The organism is Niallia sp. 03133 (assembly GCF_052663225.1).
Map to the genome: position 1 here is coordinate 52,404 of NZ_JBQTCY010000017.1, position 21,910 is coordinate 74,313.

The following is a 21,910-nucleotide window of genomic DNA, read 5'->3' on the forward strand; positions in this document are numbered from 1 at the left end:
ACGTTTTTCAACAGCCTGAGGCAATTGTACCATCGATAACAAAATACTTTACATGAAAATTATGAAGTCTTCTTAGATGACTTAACATATAACATATACAGAAAAACATAGATTCCACCTAGTAAAGACATAACAGCTGCCCATTTATATACGGTAGGTCCACCATAGACATACATTGCCCATCCACCAACCATATTTCCAATTACACCTGCAATTCCTACGAATACCGCTGAAAACAATCCCTGTCCTGTTGCCCTCAATTTAGGAGGAATAAGATCAGCTATATACCGAACGGAAGCAGAAAGAAAAAGAGTAAAGGTAATTGCTTGAAAAATTTGCAAAATAGCAATAATTTCAGGAACCGGCATAAAGAAATAGGATAACCATCTTAGTGAATATAAACATGATGCAACCACCAATAACGGAAGTGGTTTGTAACGATCTAATATTTTACCAAACATTAAAAACACAAACCCCTCCAACGCAGCTGCTGTCATCCAAGCAAGTCCAATGATCTGCTTTGATGCACCCAATGTTGAAAGGTAGATGGTTAGCAAGTTTAGATTTAACTGATGCGGAATGGAAATAATGAGAACGAAAACTAAAAATAGAAGGAATTTACCATTATGAAGTAAAGCATGAATATCTTTTAGTTCAAATTTATTTCCTTTTTGCATCGGTTCAAATGTACGATGGACGGAGAAAAAAATGAGTGCCATTAAGACGACATACACATAAATCAATTGGGATAGGTCGATGATGATAAGCAGATAGCCTAACCCCAAAGATGCAACCGCAAAACCAATGGATCCCCATGCCCTTATCGTGCTATAACTCACCTTATGATAAACACTTAATTTAACGTTCATAGAATCATTCAATGGCATAATAGATGTAAAGAAAAACATAAGTAGAGCCATTAAGAAAAAGATTGAATAAAAACCATTTGCCATAAACACTCCTATACATAACACCGTACTGCATGATGCCAACAATAGAATCGTTCGTCTGATGGAATTTATACGATCAGCAACTATCCCCCAAAAAGGCTGAGCAAAAATGGAAACCAGTGGACCAATGGCCAATACAAACCCAATTTCCTTTGTGTTTAAGCCATTTTCATGAAAATAAAGAGGTAAATAGGATAAGATAATACAATTACTTGCCCAAAAAAAGAAATTTTGTAATCGAATATAAATTAGAGACTTCTGCTTTGATTTCTGCGCTTGAATAATAGAATATTGAACTTCTGACATTGTACACCGGTCTTTCTTTTATTTTTTTGCTGTTTTCTCAAAGATTGTTGTTTTTTACGTAAATAAATGGGAGAAGAAGTACTCAGCAGACTGAATACACGTAGACTCATGTGGGAATGCGAGAAAGACGAGACCCCACATAAGCGTATGCGAAGAGGAGGCTCGACGCTCGCTAAACGGACGAAGTGTATTCAGGCTGCACATTTAAAAGTAACAATCTATACGAAAACAGCCTATTTTTGAAATATTTTATTTAAACATAACAATACGTTATTGAACCGCTTTTTAAAGGTTAACCTAGCAATATTCCTTTAGGATTCTTCCTAAAGAGGCAATGCCTTTTACTATCTTTTCTTTAGGCATACTCGAATAACTAATCCTGCAATGATTTATTTCTTCTTTCACTGGGAAGAATGGTGCACCAGGTACATAGGCTACTTTTGCCTCTGGAACAAGTCTATCACGCATTAATACTGCAGCATCCATGTACTTAGGGAAGGTCATCCAGATGAAAAGTCCACCTTCAGGGTTTGTATAGGATACTGATGAAGGAAGATATTCTTGAATAGCTTGAATCATGGTTTCTTTTTTCTCTTTATAAAGCACTCGAATGGATTGAACATGTTCATCAATATCATACTTTTCCATAAATTTATCTGCCAGATACATATTAAGCGTACTATTTTGAGTATCTGCAGCCAATTTCAGCAGGCATAATTTAGAAGCAATTTCTTTTTCCGCTACAACCCAACCTAAACGCACACCAGGACAGAGAATTTTCGAGAAGCTTCCTAGATGAATAACACGTCCTTCTGTATCAAAGCTTTTAATCGGTAAAATAGCTTCGCCTTCAAAACGAATCTCTCTATATGGACTATCTTCTAGTATCATGACATTATATTTATTAGCTAATTCCACTAAACGTTTGCGTCGTTCTAAACTCATGGTCACACCAGTTGGATTTTGGAATTCAGGAACGGTATAAATAAATTTAACTTTTGAGTTAGCTTTCAATATTTCTTCTAACGCATCCATGTCCATACCATCCTCATCCATTGGCACTGTTTTGTATTCCGGTTCATAAGGGTTAAAAGCAATAAGAGCTCCCAAGAATGTTGGATTTTCTGTCACAACGATATCGCCTTTATTAATAAACAATTTTGCAACTAAATCTAATCCTTGCTGACCGCCTTGAACAATGAATAAATTATCTAATTCACAAGAAATTCCTGTATTCACCATACGTTGAACAAGTTTTTCTCTCAATGATAGAAGACCTTCGGATGTCGAATATTGAAGAGCTTTTGTTCCATTCTCTTTCATAACATCCAAGAACACCGCATTAAGTTTATCAATAGGGAATAATTCTGGAGCAGGATATCCCCCGCCAAAAGAAATAATATCAGGTTGAGAACCTAATGTAAGTAGCTCTCTAATTGCTGATGGTTTTACATTCTCAATACGGCTGGCATATTTAAAGATCATTTGTATTACCTCCAATTAATAATATAAATAATAAAAAAATAGTTTTAAGTTTAGTAATGTTAAATAAACTATATTTGAAATTAGTCTTTTTCACATTAGAACCACAACCATTTGAAGTTTAATATTACCCACTTAATTATTTTAACATCACGTTTGACGTTGATATATATTATTCGTTATAATCATTAAAAATTGAAATAAAATAAATAATTACGATCATTAAACAAAATTAAATTCATTTCTATTCTTAAAAGGACGCTATTTTTTGAATAATTTTAATTGGAGTGATATACATGGAATCTATTGTAAGCAAGACTTTAGATAATATTGATATTCAAATTTTAGATTTACTACAAAAACAAGCACAATTAAGTAATATAGAGCTTGCAAAGCATGTCAACTTGTCTCCACCAGCTATACATTCAAGAGTAAAACGTTTAGAAAAAGAAGGCTTTATCAAAAAGAAAGTGGCTATTTTAAACCAACAAAATCTAGGTTTTGATTTATCATGCTTCATTTTTATTAGCGTAAATATACACCAAGAAGAGAAATTTGAAATCTTAGAAAAGTCATTAGAGTCTATGCCCGAGATATTGGAATGTCATTGTATAACAGGTGAATTTGATTATCTCTTAAAAATTGTAAACAAAAATCGAAGTGACTTAGAGATATTCACTAGAAAATTATATAAACTCGGCATCACAAGAATTCAAACAAGTTTAGCTCTCAGAGAGATAAAAAATTCAACAGTTTTACCAATTTGCAAATAAAATATCCGTTGGTTGGGTTCCAATTCCCCTTGTATTAATTAACAAGTATCTAGGTGAAAGTTTTTAAAATAGAAGATATACAGGGAACTATTATTGCGTCGAGTGAAATATTTTCATTTTATTTAGCAAAAAAATGGATGACAGACTCCTTTGTCCATCATCCAAAGTATAAAAGCTACTAAAAATTATTCACCTTTCAGATTGTAGACAAACCCATTTTTGCAGTAACTTCAGGCTGATCGAAAACGTTTGTCGCATCACAGCGTGAAGCCTTGGGAGGAGCGGCGGGCAACAGGATGTTGGTCAGAACGACGTTGCCACAGGACGTGGCGTAGTTAGTCATTCATCCTCTGTTACCCAGTAATGAGCATCTGAGCAAGCGAACAACGAAGAAAGCGAGTGTTTGTCGACAGCCTGTATTGACTATTCAATCACTTTTATCCAATCTTCAGGTGCTTTAATGCGTCCCACCTGGATTCCAGTAAGTGTATCATATAACTTTTTCAAAATAGGTCCCATTTCTGACATGCCGCTTGGGAAGCATATTTCGTTCCCATGGTCGTTTATTTTCCCGACTGGTGAAATAACAGCTGCTGTTCCACACAAACCACATTCTGCAAAATCTTTCACTTCCTCAAAGTATATTTCTCTTTCCTCTACTTCAAGCCCAAGATATTCTTTCGCAATTACCATCAGTGAGCGGCGGGTAATAGAAGGAAGAATTGTTTCTGACTTAGGTGTAACCACTTTGTTGTCCTTTGTAACAAATATGAAATTGGCGCCGCCTGTTTCTTCTACTTTCGTTCTCGTTGCAGAATCCAAATACATATTTTCATCAAATCCATTTTCATGTGCTGTAATAAGAGCATGAAGACTCATGGCATAGTTCAGTCCTAACTTAGCATTTCCAGTGCCATGTGGGGCAGCTCGGTCAAAATCACTAACACAAATGGTAATTGGCTTTGCACCTCCCTTAAAATAAGGACCAACCGGTGTAGTAAATATTCTAAACTGGAATTCTTCAGCTGGTTTAACTCCAATGGTTGGATTGGTTCCAAATAGATAAGGACGTATATATAATGAAGCTCCAGAGCCATAAGGCGGTACATATTCAGCGTTAGCTTTTACTGTCTGTACAACAGCATCAACAAATCTATCTTTTGGAAATGGAGCCATATGTAGTCTATTTGCAGAATATTCCAATCGCTGTGCATTTAGTTCCGGTCGAAAAATAACAATTTTTCCATCTTCCGTGGTATATGCTTTCATCCCTTCAAAACATGTCTGAGCATACTGAAGAACACCAGCACATTCATTGATTACAATATTGCTATCCTCTGTTAAGATGCCTTCATCCCATTTTCCGTCTTTAAAATTAGAAACATATCGCTGATTTGTTTTTCTATAAGCAAATCCAAGGTTTTCCCAGTCAACGCTTGTCTTTTCCATTTGCCAAAACTCCCTTTCTCTTTTTGGTTAATTTTAACATACATTCAGTTGATTAATTGTTGCAATTTTAAGATAATTTCTCAACCTATTAATCTAGTTCTTTTATTATTTTTTCTACTATCTCCTTATATTTAATGCCTGCCACGTGATCTTCTTGATAAATAGAAGGAGCGAAATTTTCTTCATCCCAATAAGGTTGAACTATAGGCAATTGGCCTAAAAGCGGCACATTCATTTCCTCTGCCAGCCTGCTGCCTCCTCCTTGAGCAAATACATATTCTTTTTCTAGAGGCGAGGCAGCAGTTCGTGCAGCAAAAGCTGTAAATTATTCAGGTGCTGGTACAATAGAGTTTATTTATGATTATACAGAGAATACATTTTATTTCATGGAAATGAACACACGTATTCAAGTAGAACACCCAGTTACAGAAATGGTTGCAGATGTTGATTTAATAAAAGAACAAATCTATATCGCATCAGGGGAACCTTTAAAAATATCACAAGACATGATATCCCTTAATGGCTGGTCCATTGAGTGCAGGATTAATACCGAGAATCCAAAGAAAAACTTTATGCCATCAGCTGGAAAAATTAAAAAATACCTTCCTCCAGGCGGATATGGAGTAAGAGTAAATTCGGCAGCTTATCAGGGGTATACAATTCCTCCCTATTATGACTGAATGATTGCAAAAGTAATCACCTATGGAAAAACAAGAAATGAAGCCATAGACCGAATGAAAAGAGCACTAAGTGAATTTATTATCGAAGGCATCCATACAACCATTCCATTTCATCTTCAAGTTCTTAATGATGACACATACGTAAGCGGGGATTTTAATACTAAATTTTTAGAGCATTTTAAAATAGAATAAGCTTGCTATTAAAAGCCTTAGAATGATTAAATCTTTTTTTATTCTAAGGCTTTTTGAGCCATAAATATTAGAAAAATGTAACCTTGATCAACTATATTATTAAGGGCTGAAGGAGTTTAAAAACATAGATTAAAACCTCATAAGTTATTGAAATCCCTTTTTATCCTTCTCATAACCTTCTGATAAAATTATTTTGCAGTTTTATGGATAATAACCGCGATAATTTGAGTTGCTATTCCAAAACTACAAACCCCATACCATCCAAAGTGTGCGTAACTATAAGATCCTAGAAAAGAACCTAATGCTCCTCCTAGAAAAAAGCTTACCATATATACAGTATTAATTCTGTTGCGCATTTCTTCATTTAAAGAATGTACTTTGGTTTGGTTGGAAATATTACTGGATTGAACTCCTAAGTCAAGCAAGATAACTCCTAAAATCAACCCCAATACTGTAAATCCAAACAGAAGGAAGAATAGATAAGATATTATTACAACCATTACACTTATTCCTATAACAAACCTAGGACCTTTCTTGTCAGCCATTCTTCCAACCAATGGAGCAGCTAAAGCACCAATGATTCCAACTAATCCAAATAAGCCTGCTGCCTGAGAGCCCATGTTGTAATGAGAGCTTTCAAGTAAAAATATAAGTGCTGTCCAAAATGCACTGAAAGCCGCAAACATCAGGGCTCCATTAATAGAAGCTTCTCTTAAAACCGATTCGGTTTTAATTAATTGTATCATTGATTTTAATAACTCCATATATTTCATGTTAGAAACAGGTTTGCTTACTGGTATTAATTTTCTTAAAGCTATCATAAGAATGATCATCATCATTGCCGCAATAATATATACGATTCTCCATCCTAAGTATTCACCCACAATACCGCTAAATGTACGTGACACTAATATACCAATTAATAAACCACTCATTACAGTGCCAATTATTCGTCCTCTCTCCTTTGGATCTGATAGCTGAGCTGCCAAAGGGATAAGAAGCTGAGGAATAATGGAAGTAAATCCAACTGCAAAAGAAGAAATCATCAGCATCCATATATTTTGAGAAAAGAACATACTTGTAAGCGAGAGTATTGAAAATAAAAACACTACAGTTATTAAATTTCTTCTTTCTCTTATGTCCCCAAGTGGCAATATAAATATCATTCCAACTGCATATCCTATTTGTGTAAGCATAGCAGCAGCACCTACACTAATTTCACTGACATGAAATGTCTTTGCTATCTCTGCCAGCAAGGGCTGTATATAATATAAATTTGCAACAGTAAGTCCACAAGCTATAGCCATAGCCAAAATCAATACATTATTCAATACAGCTTTCTTTTCCATAAAATCGTTATTTAAGCTTTCCATCATACTTCACTCCCTTTAAAAAATAAAATTAGTCAATGTTTTTTCTTCTCTTTCCGGCTTCTTTACAATTTATTCATCGATTTTCACAAACAAATACTGAACGTATAGTTTATAAAATATATAATAAACTATACGTTCAGTATTGTAAAGTGTATTTTTTTTAATATATAATATACGTATAGTTTTAAAATTTAATTTATAATAATAGAAGGAGGTTGTTTATCATGGATAAAAAATTAGGGCGTCCTCGCAGTGAAAAAACAAAAACAGATATTCTTACTGCTTCATATGATCTATTAATTGAAAATGGCTTTAAAGCAATAACCGTTGAAAAGATTGCTGAAAAAGCTGGAGTTAGCAAAGCTACTATTTATAAATGGTGGCCCAATAAAGCTGCTGTTGTAATAGATAGCTTCTTAAATGCTACTAGTGACAAGCTCCCAATACCTAATACAGGGTCAACTATTGAAGATATGTTCATTCAAGTTAATAATTTTGTACAATTTCTAATAAGCAAAAAGGGAAATGTAATTGCGGAAATAATAGCAGAAGGACAATTTGATTCAAAGCTAGCTGATATCTATCGTCAAGCGTATTTTAAGCCTCGCCGAAGTATTTCAAAACAAATTTTAGAACGTGGAATTTCAAGAGGAGATTTAAGAAAAGACCTGAATATAGAGCTAACGATTGATTTAATTTGGGGACCTGTATTCTATAGATTATTGATAACTGGAGAAGTACTTGATGAGATTTTTGTAAGGAACTTGATAAACTATGTATTTGAAGGAATCAAACTAAACTTTTAGAAAATTCACCAAAATCAAGTTTCTATTAATAAAGGCTTTAAATCATAAAAATATATATAAATAATCCTTGCATGTGAACCAATTTCTTGCTATATTACAACCAACTAAATATTTTCTTATTTCAATATTTTTTGAAGTGAGGATAGAGGCGCAAAGATCATAAGTACACAATCTGAGGAGAATGAGATCCAATGACAATTGTGGAAAGGGGTATTTGCCGAAGTGGAAAGGATCTCATGTTCTTGAAGCTGGTTCTGCTGTTGAATAAATACAGAACTGTCATATAGGAAACTATATGGAGGGCTATCTTGTGCACTGGAACGATTTTTATTTATATTGTTTCTACTGCAGCAGCGATTCCCTCGTTGCTGCTTTTTGCGTTCCTAAAAAAATGGCCCTATCCCCTCTAATTAAAAAATTTTAAAAAGGGTGTGTAGGTTTATGAATTTTGGCCAAGTATTAACAGCAATGGTTACTCCGTTTGATCATAATGATGAAATTGATTTTCTAGCAACGAAAAAATTGGTTGACTATTTAATTGCAAATGGAACAGATGCTTTAGTTGTCGCTGGTACAACTGGAGAGTCTCCAACATTAACCACCGAAGAGAAGATCGAATTATTTAAATGTGTCGTAAAGGCTGCTAATGGAAGAGTTCCAGTCATCGCTGGAACTGGCTCAAATAACACGAAAGCTTCGATTAGCTTAACGAAACTTGCTGAGGAAACAGGAGTAGATGGCATCTTGCTAGTTGCTCCATACTATAATAAACCGTCTCAAGAAGGATTGTACCAACACTTTAAAGCGATAGCTGAATCAACTTCTTTGCCAGTCATGCTTTATAACATCCCAGGACGTAGCGTAGTGAACATTTCTGTCGAAACGATTGTTCGTCTTTCAGCGATTCCTAATATTGTGTCAATTAAGGAAGCAAGCGGCAACTTGGATGCGATGGCAGAAATCATCAGCAAAACACCTAGTGATTTTACGCTGTATAGTGGGGATGATGGATTAACAATACCAGTTTTATCTATCGGAGGAGCAGGAGTTGTTTCAGTTGCATCTCATATTATTGGCAATGAGATGCAAGAAATGATTGATTCCTTTAAAAATGGCGATGTTCAAAACGCTGCTTCTATACATCGAAATCTTCTCCCAATGATGAGAGCATTATTTACTGCACCAAGCCCTGTACCGGTAAAAGCTGCATTAAATCTAAATGGAATACATGTTGGTGGGGTTCGCTTGCCGCTGGTTCCTTTAAGCAATGAAGAGCAAATCGAGCTTGAAAAAACTTTGCCAACAAGTAGCATTAACGTTACTTGTTGAAACAAATAGATTAAGAGAGAGGTTTTCCTCTCTTTAAATTAAAACCGCGCATTCAATCGATTCAACAAGGCAAGATATCGATATCTGTCCAAGGCACAATCCGTACCTTTATTTGAAATGATTTACTATGACATCTCTTTCAATCCTAGTACTAGAGCGAGGATCACATTTTATCTAATATTCGAAATTTATAACAGAAGTATTTCTCTCAAATTTCTTCTTAAAAATTACTATTCACATTCACGCTCTTCTTTTTCAAGAATATGGTCCAATTCATATAGAAGGGCGTATTTCATAATACAGAAATGCGCCCTTTAACAGAAGACTCGATTTCAAGATAATCTTAACAGACATTAATATCGATCTTCAGTTACTGCCCCCTTATATGTCCTAGTGGCGGGGTTCTTACCATAGACCGCAAAACACCATGATGTCAATGATTCTCCTAATTCGATTTCTCTTCTTTTTTGATTTAAAAGTAATGAATTATAGTATTTCTATATACCCTTCTGATCCATTCACCCTGATCCTTTGTCCATCCTTGATCAGCTTCGTAGCATTTTCCACTCCGACAATTGCTGGCAAGCCATATTCACGTGCGATAACTGCTCCATGGGTCATCAGTCCACCAACTTCTGTGACTAGGCCTTTTATGGATACAAACAACGGTGTCCAGCTAGGGTCAGTAAAGGAGGTGACTAATATATCTCCATCTTCTAAATCAGCATCTTCCATGTTTAAGATGACACGAGCGCGTCCCTCTATAACTCCGGAAGAAACAGGTAGACCTACAATAGCTTCGGCTGGGAGATTTTCTCGTTTGTACTCACCTGAGAGTGTTTCACCATCAGACGTGATAACACGTGGTGGAGTTAGTTTTTCATATAATTTGTACTCGTCTTTTCGTTTGCTGATAATCTGGTAATCTAGTTTATTTGTGCGTACGACTTCGCAAAGTTCTTCAAAAGTGAGATAGTATATATCTTCTTTTTCATGAATAACGCCCGCTTGTACGAGTTGTTCGGCTTCTTTCAGTAAAGCCTGCTTATAAACGAAGTAGCGATTAATCATGCCGTATTTTGGATATTCCCTAAACCCGCTGAAATTCCGGATTAGGTCGATCATTCGTTTTGTTTCTTTGGCTTTTTGTTCACCATTTGGTAATTGCTTCAAGCGATCTAATAACTCTTGTTCTTTTTTCAAAGCAGCACGCCGCCCTTGCTCAAATTTCCGATTGCTAGCATTAGGCTCAAAGTTTTTGATATTACTAAGAATTATGGGGGCAAGTGTAGTTGGTTTCTCGCTCCAACGAGTTTTGGTAATATCGATTTCTCCGGTACATCGCATTCCGTATTTGCTGAGATAAGCATTGATAGCGTCTCGGATTTTTTGTCCACCTTCAAACTTAACCAGTTCATCCAAAAAGTTATCATCTTTTACATGTTGTAAATAATCAATTACTTCTGGATAAGGACGAATCACATCTGCGACATCCAATAACGCCAGACCCATTTCCGAAGTAATATTGTTTGGTACAGATTGAGAAAGCGTGTCTGCTACGTTTTTTTCACCTAACCATTTGTTCATTTTTTCATTGATCCAAGATGAAGCATCCATAGCAGCCATAAACACATCTGAACTTTGTGGGTCAAATAAAATCTTCTTTAATATCTGGATATCTTCCAGAATAAAATCAAATAAATCCGATCCTAATTTCGTTTGGATGTTTTGTTTTAACTCTTCTATCGATGTTTGACTACTCTTAATCAAATCAGCAACGATTGTCGGGTCGTTTTCGATTTGTGCCTTAGAATCCGTAGACGACACCCTTTTATTGCTTTTACCGGAACTCTGTTCTTTTTTATCATTTGGTAAAGATTTTATGAAATCTCCTCGCTCTAATAGGGTCATAAGTGCGTCTTTCATGAGCGGATCGTGTTGTCCCATGCCATCTAATAACATTTTTCTGCTGTCAGGTGAAGCCAGCATATGTGTGACATCAACAAACAACCTTCCACCAGCTTTACGCATGGGTGCATTAGTCGTTAACAGGAAAAAAGACAATCCCAGTGGTTTCATGGGATCGGTCATCATTTGTTGGTGACCAACAGATACATACACGTGATTCTCCTGATCATTTGCTTCAGGAATGGGATATAAAGTAGTAATTGGTCGACTCTGGACAATATAAAATGTATCATCAACCAAACACCATTCGATATCTTGTGGGCAGCCAAAGTAAGCTTCGATCTGCCTTCCGATGTGTGCCAATTGTAAAATTTGTTGTTCAGTAAGTGTTTGATTCTTTTGCTGATCCGGATCGATTTGTTGTGTCTCTGTTCCGCCATCTTTTAGTGCATAGATAGCCAATTTTTTGGTTGCTATCCTCTTATTGACGATTTTCTCTTCTTGCACTTTATAGTTATCGGCAGAGACCAAGCCAGAGACCAATGCTTCTCCAAGTCCAAAACTTGCATCGATTGATAGTATCTTTCGGTTACAAGTAATGGGATCAGCGGTAAATAAAATCCCTGAAGCATGTGGGAAAACCATCCTTTGAACGATAACAGATAAATAAACTTGACTGTGGTCAAATCCATTTTGCATACGGTAGATTACCGCGCGATCCGAAAATAGGGAAGCCCAACATTTGCTGATGTGCCGCAAAATGGCTTCTTTTCCGATGATATTTAAATAGGTGTCTTGTTGACCGGCAAAAGAGGCATGTGGTAAATCTTCAGCAGTTGCACTTGAACGAACTGCAAAGCCAAGTTCCTCGCCAAACTGGGAGAGATAGTGAGCAACAGCTTTCACAACATCGGAAGGAATCTCTACTTCCATAATGATTTTCCTAATCTTCCTGCTGATTTCACCAATTTGATCTCGATCCTCTACTTTTAGCAGTTTTAGTTGATCCAACAATGCGTGGAAGGCTTCGTTTTGTTCGAGGGGTTTTTGATAAGCTTCTGTCGTAACACAAAATCCTTCTGGCACTTGTATTCTATGAATCTTCGATAGTTCCCCTAAATTCAACCCTTTTCCTCCGACGAGCAAAAGTTGCGTTTTATCAATCTCCCGAAACTCTAGTACATATGGTTTCATTTCTTTCCCTCCCATTTATCGTTCAATACCAAGACGAATCATATGACAAAAATTGTTCATCTGATTGACCAATTACGCTGTCCACTCGTTCTTGCTCCTAGCGAAGTTCCATGTTCATATCAAACACTCCTTTTAAAAAATAAAAATAGGGGTTGACTAAAAAGGATTTTATGATGTATAATTAAAATAGGGAATACTTATAAAAAAAATATAACATTAGTACATCTATATAAATTTACCACAGTTTCTCATTTTTATCAATGTATTTATACGACCTTAATTGTTGCAAATTCAACGGAAGAAAAAACCCATTTTACAAGACAAATGACTCACAAAAATGATATCCAAATATCAATCATTTAGTGTAGCGTCAGGAAAATACGGATTTACAACGTTAAGAAATTCCTATATTAAAAAACCCAATTTCTTAGTATTAATATTAAGAAATTGGGTTTTTTTCGTTACTCCATTAAAGCTCCCTTTACTTGAGGAAAAATCGAATATAATTATGCTCCAGTAGTCATAAAATGCAATCCTGTAAGTTTAATCATTCTTGGTGTTTAATTTTTGAATGATAACCCATTTGTCTGCAAAGCATTCCTAAGTTTAGGTAAAGAAGCTGGTCCCATACCGTGAAATTGCAAAATCTCTTTTTCACTAAATTTTGAAAGCTGTTGCAAAGAAGTTATTCCGTTGTTTTCCAATGCTCGTCTTGCTGGTGCTGATAGTAATAAAAGAAATCCATTGTCAGGTTTGCGTTTTTGCTCACAAATTGGGCAGGTCGGACAGTCGCTACTTTTATAGTATTTGTGTCCTTTGTTGCAAGTCCTTAAATTTTTCTTTGAAGTTGTCATTATTAATGTCTCCTTTTCTCAAGAATTTTTTAGCTTTCTAACTCCTGACAATTTTTCAATGGATAACTTTTTAAGTAGTAATAACATCCTCCTTATATCACGCTAAGCATTATCGGATACGTATTCGCCCCGTTCCTGAAGTTATGTAACTAAAGCGTTCGATTGCTGAATAGCCACCGATCCTTACTTGTCAGCAGCCTTGTAATGATAATGATGTATTGAGCTCTCGTTCCCGTTAGTGTAGTTACACTACAAACGATGCTAACATCTGACATATTTGCGTTTGAAACCAAGCCTCCCTCTATCTATTTCCTTTTGGATATTTTCGGAAGCAAGCAGAATACTGCTTTTTTTCTTATCCCGCCTGATTTCGACTGGTCCTACTGCCTTTGCAGTTTCAACCGCCTTATCATGGAGCGTCAAATATGAAATCCCGACTGTAGAAATAAAATTATTCATAGCGGATTTTGTTCGATCTGGAGAATCGTGAACCGTATTTTCTACCTGATCAAGCATACTGGCAATCTTGCTTGCACTAAATTCGCTGTCCGGGCGATTCCCCAAAAGCCAGCAGTAACAGCTCCAGCCTGCCGACATTCTTAGTTCTTCACCGCTTGTAATCCATTTATCGGCAACAGCTTGCGCAAAATCGGTTTCTGCCAAAGTTACTGCAACCACATAATCGGACAGCATATAAAAATACGCCGCATCCATCCAACGCTCAAAATCCACCTCAGTCATTGTCATTGGGTCCGTAATGATACCGGCAAAATACATGGCATCGTAGTTCCCGGAGGCGTAAAGTTGCTCGGCCAAAGGATGATTTTTCTTGATTTTCTTTGCGAGTGGCTTCATTTTTCCTGTAGCCACGCCAAAAAGCGGCTCGTGTGCACCATTGCTTATGTAAGTCTTTTTGATTCGTTCCTTACCGAGCGCTTCCAGTTCCTGCATAACCATTTCGAAATCCATCATTTTGCACTTCCTTCCTTTATAATCATACCCACTTCATTGTAAGCATCTAGCTTATATTCTTTATTAAGCAATGCTTTAAATTGATGCAAAAGATCAAAAGTAGCTTGCCATTCCAGAGAAGTTAGATCAAATACATTTTCCCTGTGCACTCTTGGTACAATTAAACCTAAACCTAATTAGACTTCTTAAGGTTTTTGAATTTTCATTAACCTGAACGACTCTTTGTTCTGTATCTGATCCAGGAAACAGAAAGGTCATCCTAAATTATTACTACCTCTTTTCAACATTTCCATCTTCAACAAACCTGCCCTAACATGCAAAATGAGTGCCTCTCCTTAAGAATGGTGCCCTTTAATTGAAGAATGATATTATTTTAAGTTACTTTTTTCTAACAATTCAATAATTCTTTCATTTTGTTTAACTGTTTTTCTTAGATTTGAATCAATTGACAATCCAGTAATAATAAATATTATTAATGCCATAATCTCCATAAAAGTCACCTATTTACCATCTTTCAAAAAAAGTTATAGGAGTGTTTTGGTCATTATAAAGTCCGTTTGTTCTTCATCCCCCATATAAAAAGAGTGGGCTCCAGTTTGAACAAACCCCAATTTCTTATAAAAAGCAATAGCATTTTCATTTTTTTCCCATACGCCTAGCCAGATTTTCTTTTTATTTCGTTCCATCGCAATTTCCATAGCTTTATTTAGCAGATATTTACCAAGCCCATTTTTTTGAAATTTGTTCTTTATATAAATCCTCTCGATTTCAAGTGATTCATCACCCATTTCTTCGGACTGAGCATCATTGGTATTGACCTTTAAATATCCAGCGACTTCATTATTAAAATAAACAAAAAAGAATTGTGAAGAAATATTGGATAATTCTTTTTCTAATTGTTTTAAGTTAAATGCCCTTTCCAAATAGCCACTCATATTTTCGGGTGAATTCTGATGCTTAAATGTCTCATTAAACGTTTCATAACTAATTTCTTGAAGTTTGCGTGAATCTTCAAGGGTACACTTTTTTATAATTATAGTCATTTAAATAGGTCGCTCCTCTATAATCAATAATTTCTCTTGTTTCCCTTTTTTACAAATTCCCAGTCTTTTTCTATATTTTTTCTTACTCTTTGAAGAAGATTGAAGATGGTTTCTACTTCTCTTTCGGAAAATCCATCTAATGCAACGATATTGGAATAATCATTTTCTCTTTTTATAAAAGGATAAACATTTTTCCCTTTCTCTGTTGGAAAGAGTTTTTTAATTTTTTTGTTATGTTTATCTCCTTTCTTTTCAATAAAGCCATTCATTTCAAGTTTTTTTATAGCACGCGCGGCTGTTGTTCGATCTACTTTTATCATCTCAGCTAACTTTTCTTGAATGATTCCTGGATTTTCACATATTCGCACAAGGTACAAATACTGTCCTTTTGTAAGGTCATATTCTTTAAATTCAATATTACTTATAGAATCTAATGCCCTTGCTATCATTCCAATTTCACGAAGAATTTCCTTCATCATTAACTCCTTAGCACATATTTTTGTTGTAAATGCAATAAAAATGGTATATATTAAATTTAACTTAATTTTGTTGCGTTTGCAACAAAAAAAATAATGATAAAGAGGTCGAGTAAAGTGAAATATGTTTTTTATGTATTAGGAATTTTACTATTAACCCTTGGTATTTCTTTCACTATACAATCAGATCTTGGAACTTCACCTTTTGATGCACTTTTGGTAGGACTGTCCATAAATGTGGGGCTTACTGTGGGAAGTTGGGAAATAATAATAGCTTTCATATTGATAGGTTGTAATTCATTTTTAAAAAGACAAAGACCTGAAGTTTTGGGTTTGTTAACAGCATTTATAACGGGTATTGGTATTGATATTTGGCTTTTTTTATTGCACAATTTAATAACACCTGAACTATGGTACAGCAAAGTTGTTTGTTTTGGAATTGGCTTAGTTGTTATAGGATTAGGAACTGCAACATATTTACCCACAAATTTTGCACCGATTCCAGTTGACCGATTAACATTAATTATACAAGAATTAACTAGAACCAATATATTTTTTTCAAGAACACTCATTTACCTCGTATTCTTGATAATGGCAATGATATTAAATGGACCCATTGGCGTTGGAACTTTATTAACCGTTTGTTTAGGTGGACTAATACTTAATTACTTTATGCCACTTACTGAAAAAGTATTAGACCGCATATTAACACACTCTAGTACATTATTAAATTATAATAAGAATAAAAAGCATTCAATATAGAATGCTCAGGCTGCCCGCAAAATGTTCGCTCTCTTCGTCACTCTCCGTTTTTTGCGGTGCTCATTACCCGGTAAAAGAGGATGAACGACTTTGTAAGTAGTAAAGGAAAATCGACTTAACTAATGCATGGTCTAAAAATTTAATGTATTTCTCATATGATTGGAAAATTTTCTCTTTGGAAGTGGCATATGATAAAAGTTCACTTACCTCTGAAGTTCGCTTTCCTTACGTTTCTTCCAGCCACATCATTCCACCGCCAGCTCCACAACACATAGCATCTTGCTTATTTCGTTCCATTTCTAATATATTGACACCTAAGGCAGAATTTAAAATTTTTCTTGGCAGATCATAGATGTCCTTGTATCGGCCAATATAGTAAGAATCATGTTGTTCTTTGATTCATTTTTTTCTTTGCTGCTCCTCCTTTATTAATAAGCTAATAAGGTTATTTTCAGGGGAAAGCGTCTTTTTTTTAATTAGCTCTTTAAAATAATCACGTAAAATCATCGTTATTGTATTCCCATTGTTTAACTTCATTCTCGAACGGGTAAAATCAATCGTTTGAATTAGGCTTACAGCCCATTCTCTAAACTGATATCAATCTTCTTGAGGTACTCCTAACTATAAGTCGATTTTACGGCTATTTGGATGCCCTTTCACATTCAATATATCTTTCAATTTGACAGCAAAAATGACAATATAGAACGAATAACAGATTATGGAAAAATGATGGGATATAATTTAGAGATAGAAAGAGCTTGTATTATTATTGAAATTGATGCCTTATCCACTAACATACTTAATACCAGCACCAATAAAATATCCTTGCATCAGCTTCATCAAGAATTACTAGAAAGCATCAAGTTTCACTTTGTTGAACATAATGAAGATCTTATTGGACAAGCAAATCTAGAGCAATTTTCTATATTTCTTGCAACAGATTCCAAAGAAATTGATCAATCATTTATAAAAAGAATCGACTACAATATTAACAAAGTGAATCAATTTTTAGAAAGAAAATATAGTATATCCGCAGTCATTGCAATCGGCAACCCTAACAGAGGCGGAATGAAAGATTCCTACGATAATGCAATAAGAACTTTACAGGCTGGGAAGAAGACAGAGATACACCCAAAAATATACTATTACAACAGCTGGGATATAACTTTAGAAATATTAACAAATGAATTACCATCCACTTTATTAACACAGCTTAATAAAAATGTAACTCCTTTCATTAACCACTACAACTTTGAAACATTAGCTTCTACTTTTATGGTTTATTGCAAAAGTAATATGAATTTAAGTGAAACCGCTCGAAACTTATTTATACACCGCAATTCTTTGATCTACCGCCTTGAAAAAATAAAAGAATTAACCTCATTAAATATAGCGAATTTTGAACATTGCATTCTTCTCTATATAGCGATTAAAAATAGAATACAAGAAAAACAGACATTCCAGCCTGTTGGTTCCAAGGCTAAATAATTACTTTACTTGATTGCCTTCTCTTCATCCTATGGGATTAAGAGAGTAATTTGGGATTTAAAAAACGCGAATAGAATGTAAATATACTCAATTCGCGTTTTTTGTTATCATTTTCACATAATGATAATCATCTTTATTGCATATAACTTTTAGGATCTCAGCATCATCGCACAAATCTAACATTACAAAAAAGAGGATTGACTATAGCCATTCCTCTAGTTTCCGTATTTCCACTCCCGCATCTACTAAAGCCTTTTTTATTCTTTTTGCTAACTCTACTGATCCTAGTGTATCCCCATGCAAACATAGTGTATGTGCTTCTACACTAATTTCTTTTCCAGATATCGTCTCTACTTTTCCAGATGAAATCATTTTCACACATCGTTCAACAACAATTTCAGGGTCATGAATGACTGCATTTGGTTCCATACGAGGCACCAATGTTCCATTTTCTAAATAAGCACGATCTGCCAATATATGGATTACTACCTTCAACCCTTTCTCTTTAGCAATATTAGCTAATTCTCCTGGCTGTGTAACAATATAAAGAGAAGGATCGAATTTTTCAACTGCATCCGCAATAGCTTCAGCATACTTTCGATTAACTACTGCCAGATTTCCTAACCGACCATGAGGAGCTACATGCTGTATCTTTTCACCATGCATTTTCACAAATACATTAAGTGCTCCAAGCTGATAAAGAATATCTGTTGTAATTTCCCAAGATGAGAGATTCATATCTCTTCTGCCAAAGCCGTTTAAATCAGGAAAACCTTGCTTGTTTTACCGCTTTAGCCATCGTTCGAGGATCTCCAGCGTGAAAACCGCATGCAATATTAGCAGAACTTACAATTTCCAATAAACTGTCATCATCTGCCATTGTATACTTGCCAAAACCTTCCCCTAAGTCAGCATTTAAATCGATCATTGAATGCATTTGAACCTCTAATAACCCCATATCTTCATTTCTTCATTCTATTAACAGAAAAACAAAGAATCTATTCTTCTAGATAAGAACAGCAATAATCTACAACTTCATGAACAATTAATTGGAAACTTTCATTACTAGGTACATAGAAAACGCCGTTTCCATTAATTTCTTTCCAATCTTCGCCTTGCAGCTTATATGATAATTTCCCTGAAACAATGTCCATTTCTTCTTTACTAGTAGTAGAAAATTCATACTCACCAGGCATCATAATGCCAAGTGTTTTCTTTGTTTGATCAGGAAAAATAATGGCTCTGCTCGTAACTTTTCCCTCAAAGTAGATATTTGCTTTTTTTACAAGTGTAACATTTTCAAATTGATTCAACTAAGACACTTCCCTTGTTTAACTTATATTTAAAGAACTAGGTGGAGATTTCATCTCCACCTGCTCCCTCTATATATTTTAATCGAACATTAATGGACGAGCAATTTTATTAATTGCTGCTCCGTCAACCATTAATGTTTGACCGCTTACATATGTAGCTTCATCAGAACACTTGAACTACTCACCGCTTATCATCCTTACGGTTTGATTGAAGCGGGAGATTCCTAAGAACACCAGTGTATCCACTAGTTATTGATTAGGCGATCCCCGCAGTTCCTGCGGTTAAAAGTCTTATCGCTTCGTTTTTGATATTGATGCTTGCGTTCCCATCACGATCATGGGGAGTATGGCATGCTGGACATTTCCATTCACGCAGTCCGAGATTTTACACCTTTTTGTTTTGATAGCCACAACAAGAAAACCGTTGACTGGAAGGGAAGTGCTTGGAAACGGTCACCGCTTGTTTCCCGTACCATCTTACCTTGTATTCGATCATTTTTTTGAATTGTGCCCATGATCCTTCACTGATAGCTTTCGCTAGGTGATGATTTTTCAACATATTCCATACCGACAAATTTTCCATCCCGATGATATCGTGATTTTTGACTATTTCGGTGGAAATTTTGTCTAGGTAATCTTTTCTTCTGTTTGCTATTTTTTCATGAAAACAGGCAACTTTCTTTTTAGCCTTATACCAATTCGCACCGCCAATGGTTCGTCTACTCATGATTCGCTGTGCTTTCACTAACTTTTCTTCTATGGAACGGAAGAACTTCGGATTGGAGTAGCGTGTTCCGTCAGATAGAATAGCAAAATCTTTTAAGCCAACGTCGACACCGACAGCCGCGTTTGTTTTGGGTAATTCTGTTATTTCTATTTCGGTAGTGATGGACACAAAGTATTTACCAGATGGATTTCGTCTAACGGTAGCACTCAAGATTCGCCTTTTGACTTCACGACTTTTCGCAAAACAAACAAAACCAAGTTTCGGTAGCTTTATTTTCTTTTCTACAACCTCAATATTCCCATTCGTATACTTTGTCGTGTAAGACTGAACAAGATTCTTCTTCGTCTTAAATCTTGGCTGTTTATTTTGCTTTTTGTAAAAACGATCATAAGAATCAGCTAAGTTTTCCACTGATTTTTGCAAAGCAATACTATCTACTTCCTTCAAAAAAGAGTAATGCTTCTTTAGCGTAGGAAGTGATTTCACTGTTTTGTATTTGTTTAAATACTTGCCTTTCCAATGATTGATCGGAAGCTGACCATGTTGTACCATTTCTTCGCAAACATTCCAATAAGCATCTTGTTCTTTTTGCTTCCTCAGAAAAAAGTTAAACACAAATCTGGAACAGCCAATGGTTTTGTTCATGAGTTCTATCTGTTTTTTATTTGGGTACAAGCGAAATTTATAGGCTTTTTTAACTAGCATGATTATCCCCTCCCCACTAAGAACATTTGTTCTTATTATAACATAAGAAGGAAAGTTTTGGCTAACGCCAACCGACATTCATCTCCCACCTACTCATTGGGCTGTTCCCTCCATATTCCTTGAGGAGGGAGCCTTCTGTCGGAAATGATAAATAAACATGCATTTGCGATATCATCAACAGTACCAATTCGACCAAATGGTTGGAATTCAAGTGTTTGTTTAAATGCTTCTTCTGGATCAGGAAGACTTGCAAAAGTCAGATCAAGTAAAGGAGTACTTGGGCAAACTGCATTTACACGAATGTTCTTAGGGCCACAATCTAAAGACATTTGTCTTGTTAATGCAGTCATTCCACCTTTTGAAGCAGCATAAGCAGCTAAACGTGTAATTGTTTTTTCCGCATGCCATGAAGCAATATTAACAATTGTGCCCCCGCCTTTTTTTTCTATTTCAGGAATAGAATATTTGAGCATAGAAAAGCACCTGTTAAATTTACGCCAATAACTTTCTGCCACTCTTCTAGTGAAGTATCTACAGCTGATTTACGTACGTTAACTGCCGCATTATTAATTAAAAGGTCAATTCCTCCAAAACGTTCAACACCAGCTTTAACAAATGCAATAACATCTTCTTCGCTGCTAACAACTGGTTTTCACAAAGATAGATTCAATCCCCTCTGAAGCTAGCTGATCTACTACCGTAGCACCTGCTTCTTCATTAACATCTGCAATAACAATTTTCGCGCCATTTTTTTCCAAATGCACGTGCAATTCCCTCTCCGATTCCTTGACTGCCACCAGTTACAATTGCTACTTTGTCTTTTAATCTCATACTTGTTTCCTCCTACTAGTAGTTTATTTTCCTTATTAGAAAGTCATTAAAAAGATAAAGATGTGTTTTGTTTCTTGATATCACTATACCGAGTATGTTTAGTCAAAACTATATGTAAAATGCACAAAAATACGAATATTCCAATAATATTTTTTGTGTTATTTTTTACATATTACTAAATCCAGGAGATTATCGTAGTAGAAACTAACTATTAAATTATGAAATTTCCAACTTTGGATTTTTAAATTTGCACACTGTTCCTAATCTAAATTTGCCAAGCGTCAATTTCACAAAAAT

The 21,910-nt window shown here is 35.3% G+C and carries 16 protein-coding genes, 6 pseudogenes and 1 riboswitch; of the genes and pseudogenes, 6 read left to right on the top strand and 16 right to left on the bottom strand.

The annotated features are described in order from the left end of the window. Positions 1-59: 59 nt before the first annotated feature. A complete protein-coding gene (locus ACTYBU_RS20190; protein ID WP_445492540.1) occupies positions 60-1,256 on the bottom strand; it encodes an MFS transporter in 1,197 nt (398 codons plus the stop codon). A gap of 297 nt (positions 1,257-1,553) precedes the next feature. After that, positions 1,554-2,741, bottom strand: a complete 1,188-nt coding sequence (locus ACTYBU_RS20195) for an aminotransferase-like domain-containing protein (protein ID WP_445492542.1) — start codon at positions 2,739-2,741, stop codon at positions 1,554-1,556. 293 nt (positions 2,742-3,034) lie between these two features. Between ACTYBU_RS20195 and ACTYBU_RS20200 the strand changes: the two genes are divergently transcribed. Continuing rightward, positions 3,035-3,511, top strand: a complete 477-nt coding sequence (locus ACTYBU_RS20200; RefSeq protein ID WP_445492544.1) for an Lrp/AsnC family transcriptional regulator — start codon at positions 3,035-3,037, stop codon at positions 3,509-3,511. A gap of 423 nt (positions 3,512-3,934) precedes the next feature. On the opposite strand, the pseudogene ACTYBU_RS20205 reads toward ACTYBU_RS20200, so the two are convergent. Next, a pseudogene (locus ACTYBU_RS20205) lies at positions 3,935-4,963 on the bottom strand (branched-chain amino acid aminotransferase); the annotation flags it as partial. Positions 4,964-5,048: 85 nt separating this feature from the next. Continuing rightward, the gene (locus ACTYBU_RS20210; RefSeq protein WP_445492545.1) at positions 5,049-5,171 is read right to left on the bottom strand and encodes a hypothetical protein; all 123 of its coding nucleotides are present in this window, start codon (positions 5,169-5,171) and stop codon (positions 5,049-5,051) included. A 79-nt stretch (positions 5,172-5,250) separates the two neighbouring features. Between ACTYBU_RS20210 and ACTYBU_RS20215 the strand changes: the two are divergent. Next, positions 5,251-5,832: pseudogene (locus ACTYBU_RS20215) on the top strand (ATP-binding protein); the annotation flags it as partial. A gap of 188 nt (positions 5,833-6,020) precedes the next feature. On the opposite strand, the gene ACTYBU_RS20220 reads toward ACTYBU_RS20215, so the two are convergent. Beyond that, entirely contained in the window at positions 6,021-7,205 is a 1,185-nt protein-coding gene (locus ACTYBU_RS20220; protein WP_445492547.1) for an MFS transporter, read from the bottom strand. Positions 7,206-7,429: 224 nt separating this feature from the next. On the opposite strand from ACTYBU_RS20220, the gene ACTYBU_RS20225 reads away from it, so the two are divergent. After that, positions 7,430-8,011: a TetR/AcrR family transcriptional regulator gene (locus ACTYBU_RS20225; RefSeq protein WP_445492548.1), complete on the top strand. Its 582-nt coding sequence runs from the start codon at positions 7,430-7,432 to the stop codon at positions 8,009-8,011. A 135-nt stretch (positions 8,012-8,146) separates the two neighbouring features. After that, a riboswitch (Lysine riboswitch) is annotated at positions 8,147-8,325 on the top strand. A 127-nt stretch (positions 8,326-8,452) separates the two neighbouring features. Beyond that, the gene (gene dapA / locus ACTYBU_RS20230) at positions 8,453-9,340 is read left to right on the top strand and encodes a 4-hydroxy-tetrahydrodipicolinate synthase (RefSeq protein WP_445492550.1); all 888 of its coding nucleotides are present in this window, start codon (positions 8,453-8,455) and stop codon (positions 9,338-9,340) included. Positions 9,341-9,826: 486 nt separating this feature from the next. Here dapA and ppsA read toward each other — a convergent pair whose 3' ends face one another. The 6 genes from ppsA to ACTYBU_RS20260 all read right to left on the bottom strand — a co-directional run bounded on the left by ppsA (position 9,827) and on the right by ACTYBU_RS20260 (position 15,787). After that, complete coding sequence (gene ppsA / locus ACTYBU_RS20235) at positions 9,827-12,442, bottom strand: phosphoenolpyruvate synthase (RefSeq protein WP_445492552.1); 2,616 nt, start codon at positions 12,440-12,442, stop codon at positions 9,827-9,829. Between the two features lie 560 nt (positions 12,443-13,002). Next, on the bottom strand, positions 13,003-13,296 hold the full coding sequence (locus tag ACTYBU_RS20240; protein WP_445492553.1) for an RNA polymerase alpha subunit C-terminal domain-containing protein: 294 nt from the start codon (positions 13,294-13,296) through the stop codon (positions 13,003-13,005). A gap of 149 nt (positions 13,297-13,445) precedes the next feature. Beyond that, positions 13,446-13,571 carry a hypothetical protein gene (locus tag ACTYBU_RS20245; protein ID WP_445492555.1) on the bottom strand — a complete coding sequence of 42 codons (126 nt, stop codon included), beginning with the start codon at positions 13,569-13,571 and terminating at the stop codon, positions 13,446-13,448. Further along, positions 13,558-14,265: a DNA alkylation repair protein gene (locus ACTYBU_RS20250; RefSeq protein ID WP_445492599.1), complete on the bottom strand. Its 708-nt coding sequence runs from the start codon at positions 14,263-14,265 to the stop codon at positions 13,558-13,560. The genes ACTYBU_RS20245 and ACTYBU_RS20250 overlap by 14 nt, the downstream gene beginning before the upstream one ends. Before the next feature lie 527 nt (positions 14,266-14,792). Next, positions 14,793-15,311, bottom strand: coding sequence for a GNAT family N-acetyltransferase (locus tag ACTYBU_RS20255; RefSeq protein WP_445492557.1), 519 nt, complete (start codon positions 15,309-15,311; stop codon positions 14,793-14,795). Between the two features lie 23 nt (positions 15,312-15,334). Beyond that, positions 15,335-15,787 (bottom strand): MarR family winged helix-turn-helix transcriptional regulator, encoded by a 453-nt coding sequence (locus ACTYBU_RS20260; RefSeq protein ID WP_445492559.1) that lies wholly within the window; start codon positions 15,785-15,787, stop codon positions 15,335-15,337. 117 nt (positions 15,788-15,904) lie between these two features. On the opposite strand from ACTYBU_RS20260, the gene ACTYBU_RS20265 reads away from it, so the two are divergent. Then, positions 15,905-16,549, top strand: a complete 645-nt coding sequence (locus ACTYBU_RS20265) for a YczE/YyaS/YitT family protein (protein ID WP_445492561.1) — start codon at positions 15,905-15,907, stop codon at positions 16,547-16,549. Positions 16,550-16,777: 228 nt separating this feature from the next. Here ACTYBU_RS20265 and ACTYBU_RS20270 read toward each other — a convergent pair. After that, positions 16,778-16,936: pseudogene (locus tag ACTYBU_RS20270) on the bottom strand (heterodisulfide reductase-related iron-sulfur binding cluster); the annotation flags it as partial. 261 nt (positions 16,937-17,197) lie between these two features. Here ACTYBU_RS20270 and ACTYBU_RS20275 point away from each other — a divergent pair. Beyond that, positions 17,198-18,037, top strand: a complete 840-nt coding sequence (locus ACTYBU_RS20275; RefSeq protein ID WP_445492562.1) for a PucR family transcriptional regulator — start codon at positions 17,198-17,200, stop codon at positions 18,035-18,037. A 201-nt stretch (positions 18,038-18,238) separates the two neighbouring features. Here ACTYBU_RS20275 and ACTYBU_RS20280 read toward each other — a convergent pair. From ACTYBU_RS20280 to ACTYBU_RS20295, 4 genes and pseudogenes are all read right to left on the bottom strand, one after another. Further along, a pseudogene (locus ACTYBU_RS20280) lies at positions 18,239-18,995 on the bottom strand (LamB/YcsF family protein). A gap of 40 nt (positions 18,996-19,035) precedes the next feature. Continuing rightward, positions 19,036-19,350 (bottom strand): pyrimidine/purine nucleoside phosphorylase, encoded by a 315-nt coding sequence (ppnP, locus tag ACTYBU_RS20285; protein ID WP_445492564.1) that lies wholly within the window; start codon positions 19,348-19,350, stop codon positions 19,036-19,038. A gap of 256 nt (positions 19,351-19,606) precedes the next feature. Beyond that, a pseudogene (gene tnpB, locus ACTYBU_RS20290) lies at positions 19,607-20,782 on the bottom strand (IS200/IS605 family element RNA-guided endonuclease TnpB). 89 nt (positions 20,783-20,871) lie between these two features. Further along, positions 20,872-21,404, bottom strand: a pseudogene (locus ACTYBU_RS20295) (SDR family NAD(P)-dependent oxidoreductase). Positions 21,405-21,910: the final 506 nt, after the last annotated feature.